At 69.1% G+C, this 16198-nt stretch carries 15 protein-coding genes; 6 read left to right on the top strand and 9 right to left on the bottom strand.

All coding sequences use genetic code 11. The annotated features are described in order from the left end of the window. Positions 1–7: 7 nt before the first annotated feature. The 7 genes from G6N49_RS07575 to G6N49_RS07545 are packed head-to-tail and all read right to left on the bottom strand — an operon-like array spanning position 8 to position 6824. On the bottom strand, positions 8–496 hold the full coding sequence (locus tag G6N49_RS07575; RefSeq protein WP_011855942.1) for a Dps family protein: 489 nt from the start codon (positions 494–496) through the stop codon (positions 8–10). A 55-nt stretch (positions 497–551) separates the two neighbouring features. After that, on the bottom strand, positions 552–2333 hold the full coding sequence (locus G6N49_RS07570; protein WP_011855943.1) for a DUF2339 domain-containing protein: 1782 nt from the start codon (positions 2331–2333) through the stop codon (positions 552–554). A 57-nt stretch (positions 2334–2390) separates the two neighbouring features. Then, positions 2391–3056 (bottom strand): response regulator, encoded by a 666-nt coding sequence (locus tag G6N49_RS07565; protein ID WP_085976255.1) that lies wholly within the window; start codon positions 3054–3056, stop codon positions 2391–2393. Then, on the bottom strand, positions 3040–4185 hold the full coding sequence (gene macS / locus G6N49_RS07560) for a MacS family sensor histidine kinase (protein WP_011855945.1): 1146 nt from the start codon (positions 4183–4185) through the stop codon (positions 3040–3042). The genes G6N49_RS07565 and macS overlap by 17 nt, the downstream gene beginning before the upstream one ends. Continuing rightward, the gene (locus tag G6N49_RS07555; protein WP_083045297.1) at positions 4186–4938 is read right to left on the bottom strand and encodes an amino acid ABC transporter ATP-binding protein; all 753 of its coding nucleotides are present in this window, start codon (positions 4936–4938) and stop codon (positions 4186–4188) included. A gap of 8 nt (positions 4939–4946) precedes the next feature. Then, positions 4947–5870: an amino acid ABC transporter permease gene (locus G6N49_RS07550; RefSeq protein WP_011855947.1), complete on the bottom strand. Its 924-nt coding sequence runs from the start codon at positions 5868–5870 to the stop codon at positions 4947–4949. A gap of 18 nt (positions 5871–5888) precedes the next feature. Further along, positions 5889–6824 carry an ABC transporter substrate-binding protein gene (locus G6N49_RS07545; RefSeq protein WP_011855948.1) on the bottom strand — a complete coding sequence of 312 codons (936 nt, stop codon included), beginning with the start codon at positions 6822–6824 and terminating at the stop codon, positions 5889–5891. Between the two features lie 151 nt (positions 6825–6975). Between G6N49_RS07545 and G6N49_RS07540 the strand changes: the two genes are divergently transcribed. The 6 genes from G6N49_RS07540 to G6N49_RS07515 all read left to right on the top strand — a co-directional run bounded on the left by G6N49_RS07540 (position 6976) and on the right by G6N49_RS07515 (position 13895). Beyond that, positions 6976–7557, top strand: coding sequence for an HdeD family acid-resistance protein (locus G6N49_RS07540; protein WP_011855949.1), 582 nt, complete (start codon positions 6976–6978; stop codon positions 7555–7557). A gap of 96 nt (positions 7558–7653) precedes the next feature. Continuing rightward, the gene (locus tag G6N49_RS07535; RefSeq protein ID WP_011855950.1) at positions 7654–9117 is read left to right on the top strand and encodes a cytochrome ubiquinol oxidase subunit I; all 1464 of its coding nucleotides are present in this window, start codon (positions 7654–7656) and stop codon (positions 9115–9117) included. Positions 9118–9132: 15 nt separating this feature from the next. Next, a complete protein-coding gene (cydB, locus tag G6N49_RS07530) occupies positions 9133–10176 on the top strand; it encodes a cytochrome d ubiquinol oxidase subunit II (RefSeq protein WP_011855951.1) in 1044 nt (347 codons plus the stop codon). 23 nt (positions 10177–10199) lie between these two features. Continuing rightward, the gene (cydD, locus tag G6N49_RS07525; protein ID WP_041925319.1) at positions 10200–11765 is read left to right on the top strand and encodes a thiol reductant ABC exporter subunit CydD; all 1566 of its coding nucleotides are present in this window, start codon (positions 10200–10202) and stop codon (positions 11763–11765) included. After that, positions 11752–13281 carry an ATP-binding cassette domain-containing protein gene (locus G6N49_RS07520; protein ID WP_011855953.1) on the top strand — a complete coding sequence of 510 codons (1530 nt, stop codon included), beginning with the start codon at positions 11752–11754 and terminating at the stop codon, positions 13279–13281. The genes cydD and G6N49_RS07520 overlap by 14 nt, the downstream gene beginning before the upstream one ends. Positions 13282–13292: 11 nt before the next feature. Beyond that, positions 13293–13895 carry a DUF4190 domain-containing protein gene (locus tag G6N49_RS07515; RefSeq protein ID WP_011855954.1) on the top strand — a complete coding sequence of 201 codons (603 nt, stop codon included), beginning with the start codon at positions 13293–13295 and terminating at the stop codon, positions 13893–13895. Here the strand turns inward: G6N49_RS07515 and G6N49_RS07510 are convergent. Further along, a complete protein-coding gene (locus G6N49_RS07510; protein WP_011560434.1) occupies positions 13892–14755 on the bottom strand; it encodes an acyl-CoA thioesterase II in 864 nt (287 codons plus the stop codon). The two genes, G6N49_RS07515 and G6N49_RS07510, sit on opposite strands and share 4 nt — an antisense overlap. A 16-nt stretch (positions 14756–14771) precedes the next feature. Next, the gene (pyk, locus tag G6N49_RS07505; RefSeq protein WP_011560435.1) at positions 14772–16190 is read right to left on the bottom strand and encodes a pyruvate kinase; all 1419 of its coding nucleotides are present in this window, start codon (positions 16188–16190) and stop codon (positions 14772–14774) included. Positions 16191–16198: the final 8 nt, after the last annotated feature.

Genomic DNA, 16198 nt, shown 5'->3' with positions numbered 1-16198 from the left:
GACGGGTTTAGACCTTCCGGTTCTCCGACCTGATCAACCAGGCCAGCTTCTCCAGGCCGTCGATGAGTTGATGCAGGACGTCGGCGGTCGTCGGATCCTCGGCGTCGACGGCGTCGTGCACGCCGCGAATGGTGTCGACCGCGGCGCTGATCCGCACGGTGATCAGGTCGACCACGTCGCCGGTGCTGCGCTCATAGGCCGGGAACTCGGGCAGGCTCGTGGTCGCCGCGACGGTGTCGGACCGGCCGTCCGGTACCGCGTCGAGCGCCCGCATCCGCTCGGCGATGGTGTCGCTGCCCTCGCGGGCGAAGTCGACCAACTCGTCGAGCTGCAGGTGCAGGTCGCGGAAGTTGGTGCCGACCACGTTCCAGTGCGCCTGCTTACCCTGCAGGTGCAACTCGACCAGGTCGACCAGGACGCGCTGCAGGTTGGCGGCGAACTCCGGTGATGCGGTGAAACCCTGTACTTCTGCTTCGGTGCGACGATTTGTACTCATGTCTGTATCAACGACCCATAATCTGGAATGACTCCAAATAAATGTGTGAATCTCCTCACACCGGGCGGCGGTCCTGGACGGCCAGCAGGCGGGCGTAGCCGGCGCCGATACCGAGCAGGATGAGTCCGGCCACGAGGAACACCGTCACCCGGAAGATCCCGTCCAGAGTGCCCAGATCGAACAGGAACAACTTCGCCATGGCGGCGCTGACCAGTGCCAGCCCGGCGCCGAGGAACGGAGTCCGCTCCGCTTTCGGCCGCCGGGCGGCGTAGCCGAACAGGGCCGCCGCGGCGCCGATCCAACACACCGTCGCCGCCACGTGCCCGCCGAAGAACCCGCCCCCGGTGCCGCCGATCATCACACCGGCGGTCACGCTGAACACCGTCACCGCGTAGGTGGCGACCGCTGCCGCACCGGCCCACAGCGCGCGGACGGTGTCGTCGCCGAGGCCGGTCCCGCCGCTCCAACTCCGGGCGATCGCCCCCGCCGCCGCGATCGACAGCAGGCTGGAGACGAGGACGGCCACCGCGTCGGGGCCACTGATCGCCACCGCGCGCAGCAGCATGCTCGGCGGTGCGTAGGCGATGTACAGCCCGCCGCCGAACACCGCGAACCCGAGCGCCGACCACCGCGCGACATCGTCGTGGCGACCGGCCACGGCGACCACGGCCGCCATCGCCAGCAACAGCGGGGCGGCGACCTCTCCGTCGAACGCGACGGTGACCGCGATCAGCGCGCTGACCGCCGACAGCGCCGACCAGATCTGGCGGACGACGCCGGACACCGCGGGCAGCCACTGCCCGCTCAACACGATCGCCAGCAGCGCCGCGGCCAGCGCGGCGATCATCAGCGATGCCACCACGCGGTCCGCGGTCGCCGAGACGCACAGCACCGGCGCCACACCCGACGCGGTGAGCAGCGCCATGGCCGCGCGTCGAGTCGTCTGGGGCAGCACCAGCAGGGCGCCGGCCAGCGAGAGCAGCGCCGCGACACCGCAGGCTCCGGCCAGCAGCAGATCGTGGTCGCCGTCGAACGCCGCCCCGGCGAGCGCCGCCAACAGCGGCAGCGTCACCGCCGCCGTGCGCGCGGCGTGCAACCACAGCCAGTCCTTGCCGAGCTGCACCGGAAGCGTCGCGGCCGACAGCGCGAGCATGAACGAGACCAGCAACAGCGTCACGCCCTCGGTGAGCACCGGGGCCAGCGCGATCAGCGGCACCAGCACCAGCAGCCCGAGATGCTCGGAGTCCCACCGGCGGGCCAGCGTGAGACCGCCCCCGCCGACGGCCGCGGCGAGCACCAGGCCGACGGGCGCGGCGATCCACTCGTAGATCGTGGTGACGGCGAGGACGTCGAAATACGCGGCGGCGATCCCGGTGGCCGCCAGGGCGATACCGCCCACCCGACCGCCGTCCCTGCTGTTGATCCGGCAGCCGACGGCCACCAGCGCCGCCGCGAGCAGTGCGCCGGCGCCGACACGGATCTCCGGGCGCAGGATGCCCGCCTGGGCCGCGAGCACCAGGAGCAGCACCACACCGATGAGTGTCACGGCCACGCCGGCAACCGCCAGCACCTTGCCGATCCACCCCTCCGAGCGTTCGCGGGGCACCCTCGGCGCCGGTGGCGGAGGCGGCGGCACGACGGGCCGTGGCGGCGGTGGCGGGGGCGGCAGGTAGAACGGTTGCGGCGCGGGCTGCGGGGCGGGTTGTGGTGCGGGCGACCGGCCGGCGAGTAGCCGGTCCAACTCCGTCAGATCCGACGACACCCGGGCGAGCTGCCGGGAGATCGCCGCGAAGTCGGCCGACAGCCGGGCGATGACGGCATGGGGGGATTCGGTCATGCACTCATCGTGGGCGCGAGGGCACCCGGTGCGGATGAGTAGGACTACCCGACTTCGCTATTCGTCGAGGCCGTGTTCGATCGCGTAACGCGCCAGTTCGACCCGGTTGGCCACCTGCAGCTTGCGGAAGGTGGCCTGTACGTGGTTCTCGACGGTGCGGTGACTCAGCGACAGCCGCGCGGCGATCTGTTTGGCCGTCAGCCCCTTCGCCACATGGCGCAGCACCTCGGTTTCGCGTTCGGTGAGGGTCGGCGCGGAGTCGCCGGTGTCCGGGCGCTGCGCGATCCGGCGGTACTCCCCCAGCACGAGTCCGGCGAGGCCCGGTGTGAAGACGGCGCGGCCGTCGGCGGTGGCCCGCACCGCAGCGCTCAATTCGGCCTTGGAGGCGCTCTTGACCAGATAGCCGGTGGCGCCGGCCTTCACCGCCTCCAGGACGTCGTCGCGCTCATCGGACGCCGACAGCACCAGCACCCGGGACGCCGGTGAGACGGCCAGTACCTCGGCGGTGGCCTGCGCGCCGCCGCCGTCGGTCAACCGCATGTCCATCACCACGACGGCCGGTTTGACCACCGCGGCACGGCGGCGCGCTGCCGCCACCCCGTCGGCGGTCGCGACCACGGCGAAGCCTTCGTCGGCAAGGTCGCGGGCCACCGCGTCGCGCCAGATGGGGTGATCGTCAACCACCATCACGGTGGTCGGCTGGTCGTCAGCCACGGCCACCATCCTGCCGCCTGCGGGGCACCGTCAGTTCCCATTCCGTGCCGCGTCCCGGCTCGGTGTACAACTCGGTCGTGCCACCGAGGGAATCGATCCGTCCCACAATGGATTTCGCCACGCCCATCCTCCCCTCGGCGGCGGCCTCCGCCAGCCGGCCGGGAGGTATGCCCACCCCGTCGTCGCGCACGCTCACCGTCACGGCGTCACCGAGATCCTCCACCAGCACGAAGGCCCGAGCCTTCGGACCGGCGTGGGCGGCCACGTTGTCGAGCGCGTTCACCGCGGCGGCGCAGAGTTCGGCGGCGACATCGGCGTCCAACAGCACGGGTTCGGGCGGCAGGCTGACCGACACCCGGTCGGAGGCGCGACGCCGCAGCATCGCACCGATGTCGGCGTCCGCGCCGAGCGCATCGGCGGTTTCGGCGTCACTGACCAGGCGGCGCAGCGCACGTTCCTGCTCACCGGCCAACTCGGCCAATTGCGCTGTCGGCCCTCCGATCTCCCGACCCCGCCGGGCAACGAGGGCCAGAACCTGGATGGCGCCGTCGTGTACGTGGCGGGAGAGTCGCTCACGTTCTTCGAGTGCGGCCGCCAGTCGGGTGGCGCGTTCGAGTTCGGCGTGCGCGCGGCGGGCGGTCTGGGCGGCCATGCCCACCACCAGCCCCACCGCCAACTCGATGACGATCGTGGCGTTGCGGAACACGTTGATGCTGACGTGACCCTTGAGCACCGCGTAGGCCGCCATCACCACCAGACCGGTCACCATGCCCGCCACCGGTCCCCGCAGGATCGCCGCTGAGATCACGGCGTTGGTGGCCCACAGCGTCGTCGGCCAGGACTGGTTGTCGGCCACCCACTGCGCGTCGGCCACCAGCCCGGTCGACAGCATCAGCGCGGCCACGACACCAACCTCGGCGGCCACCCACACCGGCGTGCGTCCGAACCCCCGCAGATAGGCGACGGCCCAGACGACGTTGAAGACGGTCAGCACCGCGAACAGCGCCCACGCGACCGCGCGGCGGTCGAGGTCGTCGTTGACCGAGAGCTGAAAGCCCAGCGCGTACACCCAGCTCAGCAGCCGGAACACCTGCGCCGCCCGCCACAACGGGGTCGCGGGGTCCGCCCGCTGCGGCACCTACATCACCTTGGACAGGAAGGCTTTCGTGCGTTCATGCTGCGGGTTGGCCATCATCTCGCGCGGATTCCCGGCCTCGACGACGACACCCTCGTCCATGAACACCAGCTTGTCGGCGACCTCGCGGGCGAACCCCATCTCGTGGGTGACCACCAGCATCGTCATCCCCTCGGATGCCAGCTTCTTCATCACGCCCAACACCTCGCCGACGAGTTCGGGGTCGAGTGCCGACGTCGGCTCGTCGAACAGCATCAGTTTCGGGTTCATCGCCAGGGCCCGCGCGATCGCCACCCGCTGCTGCTGACCGCCCGACAGCTGGGCGGGATACGCGGTGGCCTTCTCCGCCAGCCCCACCAGGTCGAGCAGATCCTTCGCCCGGGCCTCGGCGTCCTGTTTCTTCACCCGCTTGACGTGAACGGGGGCCTCGATGATGTTGCCCAGTGCGGTGCGGTGCGGGAACAGGTTGAAGTGCTGGAAGACCATACCGACGTCGCGGCGCTGTTTGGAGGCCTCCCGGGGTTTCAGTTGGTGCAGCTTGCCGCCCTTCTCCCGGTATCCCACCAGATCGCCATCGATGTAGAGCCGTCCGGCGTTGACCGTCTCGAGGTGGTTGATGCAGCGCAGGAACGTCGACTTACCGGAACCGGACGGTCCGACGATGCACAGCACCTCACCCCGTTGGACTTCGAGCGTCACACCCTTCAGTACCTGCAGCGCACCGAAGTTCTTGCAGACGAACTCCGCCTTCACCATCGGGGTCGTCACGGATGTTCACCCACTCTCTGCGCCTTGGCGAGCGCCTCGAGCTGTTTGGTGGTCAGCTTGCGCGAGGCGCCGCGAGAGAAATAGCGCTCGAGGTAGAACTGACCGACCATCAGCACGCTGGTGATCGCGAGGTACCACGTGGCGGCGACCATGAGCAGCGGGATGGGCTGGAAGATGACCCCGGCGATGTCGCGCGCCCGCCCGTAGAGCTCCATGCTGTACGGCACGGCCGTGACCAGCGACGTGGTCTTGAGCATGCTGATGATCTCGTTGCCGGTGGGTGGGATGATGACGCGCATCGCCTGCGGGAGGACGGTGCGCCGCATCGTCATCGTCCACGACATGCCCAGCGCCGTGGACGCCTCGGACTGCCCTTCCGGCACGGAACTGATTCCCGCCCTGATGATCTCGGCCATGTACGCGGCCTCGTTGAGACCCAGGCCGATGATAGCCAGGGTGAAGCTGATCGACAGCCCCTGCAGGTTCATCTCGAAGAACGACGGACCGAACGGTATGCCGATCCTGATGTTCTGGTACAGCGTCGGGAACAGCCCCCAGAAGACCAACTGCACGTACACGGGAGTGCCGCGGAAGATCCACAGGTACACCCAGGCAACCGATTTGAACACCGGGTTGGGCGACAGCCGCATCACGGCCAGGAGCACCCCGAGTACCAGCGCGAGAACCATCGAGAGGATGGTCAGCTGCAGGGTGTTCCAGGCCGCCTCGGAAATGCGTTGGTCGAACAGGTATTTGCGGTAGGTCGACCAACTGTAGGCCTCGTTGGTCGCCGCGCCGTAGAGGAACAGCCCGACCAGGACGACGATGACGACCGCCGCCACCCACCGCCAGGGATGTCGCAGGGGAACGGCATCGATGGGAGCGGCGTCGGTGCGCGGCGACGAATCGGCATCGGTCATCGTGTTGGGTCGACTCCGCTAGCTGATCGCGCCGTTGATCACCGGTTTGTCGATCATCCCGTCCTCGACACCCCAGTTCTTCGCGATCTGTTCATAGGCACCGGTTTCGATGAGGTGCTCGAGCGCCTGCTGCAGCGACTGCCCCAGCGGCGACCCCTTGGCGACGGGCCACCCGTAGGGCGCGGCGTCGAAGATCTCGCCGGCCGTTTCGAGCTTGCCGTTGCTCTGCTTGACGGCGTAGGCGGTGACCGGCGAGTCCGCCGACATCGCATCGGCCTGGCCGAGCACAACGGCGTTGGCCACCGCGTCCTGCTCGTCGAACTTGACGATCTCGATGGCCGGCTTGCCGGCGTCGGTGCAGGCCTTGCTCTTGGCCGGGAGTTCCTCGGTCTCTTCGATGGTCGTCGACTGCACGGCGACCCGCTTGCCACAGGCGTTGGCGGGATCGATACCGGCGCCCGCCTTCTGCGCCCACTGGATGCCCGCCGAGAAGTAGGTCACGAAGTCGACCGACGCCTCACGTTCCTTGGTGTCGGTGAACGACGACATGCCGACGTCGTAGGTGCCGCCCTGGATGGACGGGATGATCTTCTCGAAGTCCGATTCGCGGTATTCGGCCGTCACGCCGAGCGTCGAGGCGATCGCGTTCATCAGGTCGACGTCGAAACCGACGATCTTGCCGCTGGGATCCTTGAACTCGTTCGGGGCGTAGGGCACGTTGACGCCGACGATGAGCGAACCGCGGTCCTTGATCGGCTGCGGCAGGGTGTTGGCGATCTCGTCGACCTTCTCCGCGGTCGCCGCCGTCGTCTCCTCCGCGGGACCACTGCTGTCAGTGTTCTGCGCGCACCCGGACAGCGCCATCGCGCCGCTGACAGCAAAGATCGCTGCGATACGCCACATCTTCCCCGTACGGATCTGGCATCGTGACACTGTTGCCTCTTTCTCTTGCATCGGACCGTCGCCGGTCTCCAAACCGACGACGTTAACCATCGCGGTCGCAGCACGCACTTCCGGTAACGGAACATTAACGACCCAGCACCGAAGCCACAGGCGTACCGCCAAATCGTCAGCCCCGCGCCTGCCGCTGTGCCACACTGCGCGCATGCAAACTACCGCTGCCCCAAGCATGTTGCGGCACCTGTGGATCTACACCGTGGTGTCGGGCCTTCTGGCGGTGCTGCTCGGCGTGCTCATCTTCGTCCGCCCGGGCGCCGCAATCCTCGTCACCGCCATCTTCTTCGGCGCCTACCTGCTCGTGACGGGCGTCGCCCAGCTCGTCCTGGCCTTCAGCGTGCGGTCGTCGCTCGGCGGGCGCGTGCTGCTGTTCATCGGCGGCGCCGCGGCGCTGGTCCTCGCGGTCCTGTGTTTTCTGAACCTGTCCGAGTCGATCGACCTGCTGGCGATCTGGATCGGCGTGGGCTTCATCTTCCGCGGTGTGGCCACCGCGATGTCGGCGTTCAGCGACCACTCGCTGCCGGGCCGCATCTGGGAGATCATCCTCGGTGTCATCAGCGTGCTCGCCGGCATCATCATGTTCGTGGCCCCGCTGGAGGGTCTGGTCGCATTGACCCAGGTGACCGGCATCATCCTCGTCGTCATCGGCATCGTGGAGGTGATCGCCGGCATCCGCATCCGCCGGGAGGCGCCCGCGACCGGCGCGCGGACGGGCGATCCGGTGACTTGAGGCGGTCTCCAGAGTGACCAAAGTCCCTGCCTCCTCCCCCGAAACCGCTACTACACTCTGTCGTAGACCGGTGTAGAGCCTGCGGAAGTTGGTCAGATGGACGCTTTGGACGTGTCACGGTGGCAGTTCGGCATCACCACCGTCTACCACTTCATCTTCGTCCCACTGACCATCGGTCTGGCACCGATCCTGGCGGTCATGCAGACCGCGTGGGTCATCACCGACAACCCGGCCTGGTACCGGCTCACCCGGTTCTTCGGCAAGTTGTTCCTGATCAACTTCGCCATCGGTGTCGCCACCGGCATCGTGCAGGAGTTCCAGTTCGGGATGAACTGGAGCGAGTACTCCCGCTTCGTCGGTGACATCTTCGGCGCGCCGCTGGCGTTCGAGGGTCTGGTCGCCTTCTTCTTCGAGTCGACGTTCATCGGGCTGTGGATCTTCGGCTGGAGCCGGCTGCCCCGGCTGGTCCACCTGGCGTGCATCTGGATCGTCGCGATCGCCGTCAACGCCTCCGCGTACTTCATCATCGCGGCGAACTCGTTCATGCAGCATCCGGTCGGCGCCCGCTACAACCCCGAGTCCGGCCGCGCCGAGCTGACCGACTTCGGCGCACTGCTGACCAACAACACCGCCGTGTGGGCGTTCCAGCACGCGGTCGCCGGGGCGCTGCTGACCGCGGGCGCCTTCGTCGCCGGTGTCTCGGCGTTCCTCATGGTCCGGGCGCAGCGGAACGTCACCGAACCCACCGTCGAGGCGCGCACCATGTACCGGCCTGCCGCGATCGGCGGCAGCCTGCTGGCCCTGGTGGCCGCCGTCGGGCTCTTCGTCACCGGTGACGTGCAGGGCAAGCTCATGTTCGATCAGCAGCCCATGAAGATGGCGTCGGCGGAATCGCTGTGCGACACCGCAACAGATCCCGACTTCTCGATCCTCACGGTGGGCACGCACAACAACTGCGACAGCGTGATTCACGTGCTCGACGTGCCGTACGTGTTGCCCTTCCTCGCCGAGGGACAGTTCAGCGGCGTCACCCTCGAAGGCGTCAACGATCTGCAGGCACAGTACGAGGAGCGGTTCGGCCCCGGCGACTACCGGCCGAATCTGTTCGTCACCTACTGGGCGTTCCGCGCGATGATCGGCCTGCTGCTGGTTCCGGTCGCGTTCGCCCTCGTCACCGTGTGGCTCACCCGTCGCGGCCGGATCCCCAACCAGCGGTGGTACGGCTGGGCAGGCGTACTGACGATCCCGACACCGTTCCTGGCCAACAGCGCGGGATGGGTGTTCACCGAGATGGGTCGACAGCCCTGGGTGGTGGTCCCCAACCCCACCGGCGATCAGCTCGTGCGAATGACCGTCCAGGACGGCGTATCCAACCACTCGGCGGGCATGGTGCTGTTCTCCCTGGTGATGTTCACCCTCGTCTACGGCGCGCTCGCCGTGGTCTGGTTCGGCCTGATGCGCCGCTACGTGCTCAAGGGTCCGCAGGAGCACGACTCCGAACCCGCACCGCCGTCGAAGCCGGACGACGAAGAACTCGCCCCGCTGTCGTTCGCGTACTGAGAGGACGTGGCTGCTGTGGGTCTTCAGGAACTGTGGTTCATCCTCATCGCCGCACTGTTTCTCGGCTTCCTCGTGCTGGAGGGCTTCGACTTCGGCGTCGGCATGCTGATGGCCCCGATGGGCATGGTCGGCGAAGGCACTCCCGAGACGCGCCGCAGGGCGGTGCTCAACACGATCGGCCCGGTCTGGGACGCCAACGAGGTGTGGCTCATCACCGCGGGCGCTTCGATGTTCGCGGCGTTCCCGGTCTGGTACGCCACGGTGTTCTCGGCGCTCTACCTGCCCCTGCTGGCGATCCTGTTCGGCATGATCCTGCGCATCGTCGGCATCGAGTGGCGCGGCAAGATCGACGACCCCACATGGCGCAGACGGGCGGACTGGGGCATCGCGCTGGGGTCGTGGCTGCCGGCGATCCTGTGGGGTGTGGCCTTCGCCGTGCTGGTGCGCGGGCTCCCGGTGGATGCCGAGCAGCAGGTGGTCGGCCTGACGTTCGGTGACGTGGTCAACGCCTACACACTGCTGGGCGGGCTGGCCACGTGTTCGCTGTTCCTCTTCTACGGTTCGACGTTCCTGGCGCTGAAGACCTCCGGTCCGGTGCGCGACGACGCGTTCCGCTTCGCGCGGATCCTGTCGGCGCCGGTAATCGTGCTCGCCGGCGGGTTCGGCCTGTGGACGCAGCTGGCGTACGGCAAACCCTGGACCTGGGCGGCGTTGGCGGCCGCGGTGGTCGCACTGCTGGTCGCGGTCGCACTGATGTGGACCGGTGGCCGCGAGGGGTGGGCGTTCGTCTCCACCGTCGTGGTCGTCGCGGCGGTCGCGACGCTCATCTTCGGCACGCTGTACCCGTACCTGCTGAACTCGACGCTCAATCCGGAGTGGGGAGTCACGATCTTCAACGGATCGTCCACCCCGTACACGCTGAAGATCATGTCCTGGGCGTCGCTGACACTGCTGCCGTTGGTGCTCATCTACCAGGGTTGGACGTATTGGGTGTTCCGGCAACGCATCTCGGCTGACCGCATCCCGGAATCGGTCGGACTGAGCAAGCAGGCACCATGAACCTCTTCGCCGCCTCCGCGGTGATGCGGCGCTTCCTCGTGGCTTCGGTGATCTGCGGTGTGGTGATCAGCGCCGCGACCATCGCCTCCGCTGTGGTGCTGGCCCGCGTGGTGTCCGGGGTGATCACCGACCCCGCCTCCCGCACGCTGGCGGCGTGGGCGCCGATGCTCGTGCTGCTGGCCGGGTTGTGGACGGTGCGGTTCCTGGCCCAGTGGCTACAGGGCCGGTTGTCGCAGCGCGGTGCCACCGCGGTGATCGCCGACCTGTCCGCGCAGGTGCTCCGGACGGTGACGGCGTTGCCGCCACGGCAGCTGGCCGCGGTGCGCGACGACGCGGCGACGGTGGTCAGCCGCGGCCTCGACGGGTTGCGGCCGTTCTTCACCGGATACCTGCCCGCCGTCTTCCTCGCCGGAATCCTCACGCCCGCAGCGGTGGTCGCGATCGCTGTGGTGGACTGGCGGTCGGCGGTCATCGTGCTCATCGCGCTGCCGCTGATCCCGATCTTCATGATCCTGATCGGCCTGGTGACCCGAGACCGGTCGGCCGCCGCGCTGGCGGCCATGACGACGCTGCAGTCGCGGCTGCTCGACCTCGTCGCCGGCATCCCCACCCTGGCCGCGCTCGGCCGGGCCGCGGGATCCGCACAGCGCATCGCCGAACTGTCCGCGGCCCACCGCCGCTCGGCGATGGCGACGCTGCGGGTGGCGTTCCTGTCCGCGCTGGTCCTCGAACTGCTGGCGACGCTCGGCGTGGCGCTGGTCGCGGTCAGTGTCGGGCTGCGGTTGGTCTTCGGCGACATGACGCTGTTCTCCGGTCTGGCCGCCCTGCTGCTCGCTCCCGAGGTGTTCTGGCCGCTGCGCCGCGTCGGTGTCGAGTTCCACGCGGCCCAGGACGGAAAGACCGCCGCCGAGCGGGCTTTTGCACTCATCGAGTCGGGCGCCGCGACCCCGTCGGGAACCAGGACGGTGGGCGCGCGTGGTGCGGTGATCCACGTGGACGACCTGCGATCCGATCTGTCGCCCGGCCGGTTGACGGTGCTGACCGGACCGAACGGCTGCGGCAAGTCCACCACGCTGCAGGCCATCCTCGGTCTGGGCGAACCGCTGTCGGGCCGGGTGACGGTCGCCGGTGTCGAGGTCGCCGAACTGGACCTGCCCGCGTGGTGGAGGCAGATCGCGTGGCTGCCCCACCGGCCGGTGCTCGTCCCCGGCACCGTTCGCGACAACCTCGAACTGTTCGGGCCGCTGACCGACATCGACAACGCCTGCCGGGAAGGCGGATTCGACGAGGTGCTGGCAGGTCTGCCCGAGGGTCTGGACACCGTGCTCGGACGCGACGGGGTCGGCCTGTCACTCGGTCAGCGCCAGCGGCTCGGGCTGGCGAGGGTCTTCGGATCGGACGCCGCGGTGCTGCTGCTCGACGAGCCGACCGCGCACCTCGACGCGCCGCTGGAAGCCCGCGTCCTGCGGGCGATCGCGGCGCGGGCCCGGGCCGGCGCAACGGTTCTCGTGGTCGGCCACCGCGACAGCGTGCTGTCCGTCGGTGACCAGGTCGTCAGGATGGGAGCCGAGGTCCTTGTCGACCACTGATCCCCTGCTACGGCTGACCCTGGACCTGCTGCGGCCCCGGCTGGGGCGGCTGCTGCTCGCGATCGGTCTGGGTGTGCTCTCGCTGGGCAGCGCACTGGCCCTGGCCGCCGTCGCCGCGTGGCTGATCACCCGCGCCTGGCAGATGCCGCCGGTGCTCGATCTGAGCGTGGCCGCCGTCGCGGTCCGGGCGCTGGGCATCTCACGCGGCCTCCTCGGCTACTGCCAGCGACTGGCCGCCCACGACACCGCGTTACGGGCGGCGGGTAACGCCAGGACGGGGCTGTACCGCACGCTCGCCGAGGCGCCCCAGGAAGTCGCGATGCGGCTGCCCGGCGGTCAACTGGTCGCCCGCATCGGGGCGTCGGTCGACGATCTCGCCGACGTCCTCGTGCGGGCAGTGCTGCCGATCGCGGTGGCCGCGGTGCTGTCGGTGGCCGCGGTCGCGGTGCTGGCGGTCATCTCGCCGGCGTCGGCGGTCCTGCTGGCGGCCTGTCTGATCGTCGCCGGCGTCGTCGCCCCCGCGCTGTCCGCGCGGGCGGTCACCGCCGCCGAGAGCGCCGCGGTGACCCACCACGCCGATCGCGACGTCGCGGCGATGCTCGCCCTCGACCATGCCGCAGAACTGCGGGTGAGCGGGCGGTTGGATGGTGTCGTCGCCGAAGCGCAACGCCGCCAACGCGATTGGGGTGACGCATCCGACCGCGCCGCGGCGCCGGCGGCACTGGCCGCGGCCGTTCCCGGTGCCGCGATGGGTGTCAGCGTCCTGGGCGCCGCCGTCGCGGGCATCGCCCTGGCCGGATCGGTGGCACCGACGACCGTGGCGATCCTCATGCTGCTGCCGCTGTCCGCGTTCGAGGCGACCACGGCGCTGCCCGCCGCGGCGGTGCAACTCACCCGCTCGCGCATCGCCGCCCGTCGACTCCTCGACCTCACCGAACCCGCCGCGACCGACCGCCGCCGCCCCGTCGTGGCCCCGGTACCGCTGCGGGCCGGTGACCGGGTGGCCGTCACCGGACCGAGCGGTTCGGGTAAGACGACGCTGCTGATGGCGATGGCCGAGAACGCCGACGCCACCGACGACTTCACGGGTGCGCGCGGCTTTTTCGCCGAGGACGCGCACCTGTTCTCCACCACCGTGCGGGACAACCTGCTCGTCGCCCGCGGTGATGCAACCGACGACGAGCTGCGCTCGGCGCTGACGAAGGTCGGTCTGCGCCGGTGGCTCGACGGCCTACCCGACGGCCTGTCGACCGTGCTGGTCGGCGGGGCGGCCGCGGTGTCGGCCGGTCAGCGCCGACGGTTGCTGCTCGCCCGTGCGCTCATCTCACCGTTCCCGGTCGTCCTGCTCGACGAGCCGACCGAACACCTCGACGCCGACGACGCCGCACGGCTGCTCACCGAACTCCTCACTCCCGGTTCGCTTTTCCCGGCCGACCGCACCGTCGTGGTGGCCATCCACCAGCTGCCCGGCAACGACGTTGCCTGTCTACGCCTCAATCTGGCCGCCAGCAGGTAACGTCAGCACACATGACCGAGCCGGACAAGCCCGAACAGTCCCCGTCGGCACCGCCGTCAACACCCCCACCCGATTCCACGCAGCAGCAGCCGTACCCGCAACAGCAACAGCCGTACCCGCAGCAGCCGCCGTATCCGCCGCCGCCGCAGCAGCCGTACCAGTACGGCGCCTACCCCGGCGGCTACCCCCCACCGCCGCAGGGGGCGTACGGCGGCTACCCCGGTGGCTACCCGATGCAGACCGCGCCCAAGAACGGCCTCGGCATCGCCTCCCTGATCGTGGCGATCGTCGGTCTGCTCTCGGTCTACGGGGGAATCCTGCTCGGCGTCGTCGCGGTGATCCTCGGCGTCCTCGGCCGCGGCCGCGCCAAGCGCGGTGAGGCCACCAACGGCGGTGTGGCGATGGCCGGCATCGTGCTCGGTGTCCTTGGCGTCGTCGTGTCGATCGTCGCGATCGCGCTGACGGTCATGTTCGCCAGGGAGGTCGGCGCGGGCGATCTGTTCGAATGCCTGCAGGAGGCCGGTAACGACGCCGCCGCGCAGCAGGAGTGCCAGGAGCAGTTCGAGCGCAACATCGAAGACCAGTTCAGCGTCACGGTGACGCCCTCGCGTTAGCGGCCCGGGAAGTACTTCACGACCGCGTCCGACGCGACTGTCGCCAGCAGCGCGCCGGACCGGTCGAAGAAGTGCCCGGTGCCGAGGCCGCGTGACTCGGCGGCCACGGGCGAGGAGGTCGAGTACAGCACCCACTCGTCGAACCGCACCGGTCGGTGGAACCACACCGAATGGTTCATCGTCGCAGCGAAGATGCGGTCGAATCCCCACGACAGGCCGTGGGTGGTGATGATCGAGTCCAGCACCGTGGTGTCCGACGAGTAGACCAGCGCCGCGGTGTGCAGCACCGGGTCGTCGGGCATCGCGCCTTCGGTCTTGAGCCACACCCGGTTGTGGTCGAGGCGCTGTCCTTTGTCGCGCATCACCCAGGCCGGATCGTTGGTGTAGCGCCACTCGATCGGCCGCAACGCGTTCACGAAGTGCGGCACTGTCTCCTCGTAACCGCGCAGCAACTCGCCGATCTTCGGCAGCTCCTCGGGCCCCGGGACATCGGGGGCCGCGACTCCGTGTTCGAGGCCGCGCCCGCCGTTCATGTACGACACCATCGCGGTGGCCAACAGGTCCTGGCCCTGGCACACGTCGACCCGGCGGTTGGCGAACCGCCGTTCGTCGCGCAACCGCGTCACCCGGAACTCGAGCTCGCGGGCCGGGTCGCCGCCGGCGACGAAATGCACCGACAGCGCGCTGGGCGAGATCCGGTGGTCGACCGCACGACTGGCCGCCACGAACGCCTGCGCCATCATCTGGCCGCCGAAGGTGCGGACCGGGTTCTTGCTCGGGTGAGATCCGGCGAAGGTGTCGTCGTCGACCCTGCGGAGGTCGAGCAGTGCCAGCAGCTCGTCGAAATCCGCTGCCGACAAGATGCCCCCTCAGGATCTAGACGTCGTCCTCCCCGATCCGGTGCACGTGGATCAGATTCGTGGAGCCTACTGTGCCCGGCGGCGCACCCGCGACGATGACCACCAGATCGCCCCGCTTGTAGCGGCCGAGTTCGAGCAGCGACTTGTCGACCTGGCGGATCATGCCGTCGGTGGTGCCGATCTGCGGCACGATGAACGTTTCGGTGCCCCAGGTCAAGGCCAGTTGGCTGCGCACCTCGGGCAGCGCGGTGAACGCGAGCACGGGCAGCGGCGTGTGCAGCCGCGCGAGACGCCGCACGGTGTCCCCGGACTGGGTGAACGCGACGAGCGCCTTGGCGTCCAACCGCTCCCCGATGTCGCGGGCGGCGTAGGAGATCACGCCGCGCTTGGTGCGCGGGACGTGGGTCAGCGGCGGGACTACGACGGAGTTCTCCTCGACGGCGATGATGATGCGCGCCATCGTCCGCACGGCCTCGAGCGGATACTTGCCCACCGATGTCTCACCCGAGAGCATGACCGCGTCCGCGCCGTCGAGCACCGCGTTGGCGACGTCGGATGCCTCGGCGCGGGTGGGCCGGGAGTTTTCGATCATCGACTCCAGCATCTGCGTGGCGACGATGACGGGTTTGGCGTTCTCGCGGGCCATCTGGATGGCGCGCTTCTGCACCAGCGGGACCTCTTCGAGCGGCAGTTCCACGCCGAGATCGCCACGGGCGACCATGATCGCGTCGAAAGCCAGCACGATCGCCTCGAGGTTGTCGATCGCCTCCGGTTTCTCCAGTTTGGCGATCACCGGGACCCGCCGCCCCACGCGGTCCATCACCTCGTGCACGAGTTCGACGTCGGCCGGGGACCGCACGAACGACAGCGCGACCAGGTCGACACCGAGGCGCACCGCGAACTCGAGGTCCTCGATGTCCTTCTCCGACAGCGCGGGCGCCGAGACGTTCATCCCGGGCAGCGACATGCCCTTGTTGTTGCTGACCCGGCCACCCTCGGTGACCTCGCAGACGACGTCGTTGCCCTCGATGGCGTTGACCACCAGCGCGACGTTGCCGTCGTCGACGAGGACCCGGTCGCCGGGGGTGGCGTCCTCTGCCAACCGTTTGTAGGTGGTCGACACGCGGTCGTGGGTGCCCTCGACGTCGTCGACGGTGATCCGGACGGTCTCGCCCTCGGCCCATACGGTCGGGCCGTCGGCGAAGCGGCCCAGCCGGATCTTCGGACCCTGCAGGTCGGCGAGGATGCCGACGGCGCGTCCGGTGTGGTCGGAGGCCGCGCGGACCCGCTTGTAGTTGGCTTCGTGATCGGGGTAGTCGCCGTGGCTGAAGTTGAGCCGCGCGACATCCATCCCGGCCTCCACCAGCTTCCGGACGGCGTCGTCGGAGCCGGTGGCCGGACCGAGGGTACAGACGATCTTCCCGCGTCTATTCACGTTGACTC

It is taken from the genome of Mycolicibacterium monacense, assembly GCF_010731575.1.
GTDB lineage: Bacteria > Actinomycetota > Actinomycetes > Mycobacteriales > Mycobacteriaceae > Mycobacterium > Mycobacterium monacense.
The sequence above is the reverse complement of the archived record's forward strand: the minus strand, read 5'-3'. Positions and strand labels throughout refer to the sequence as shown.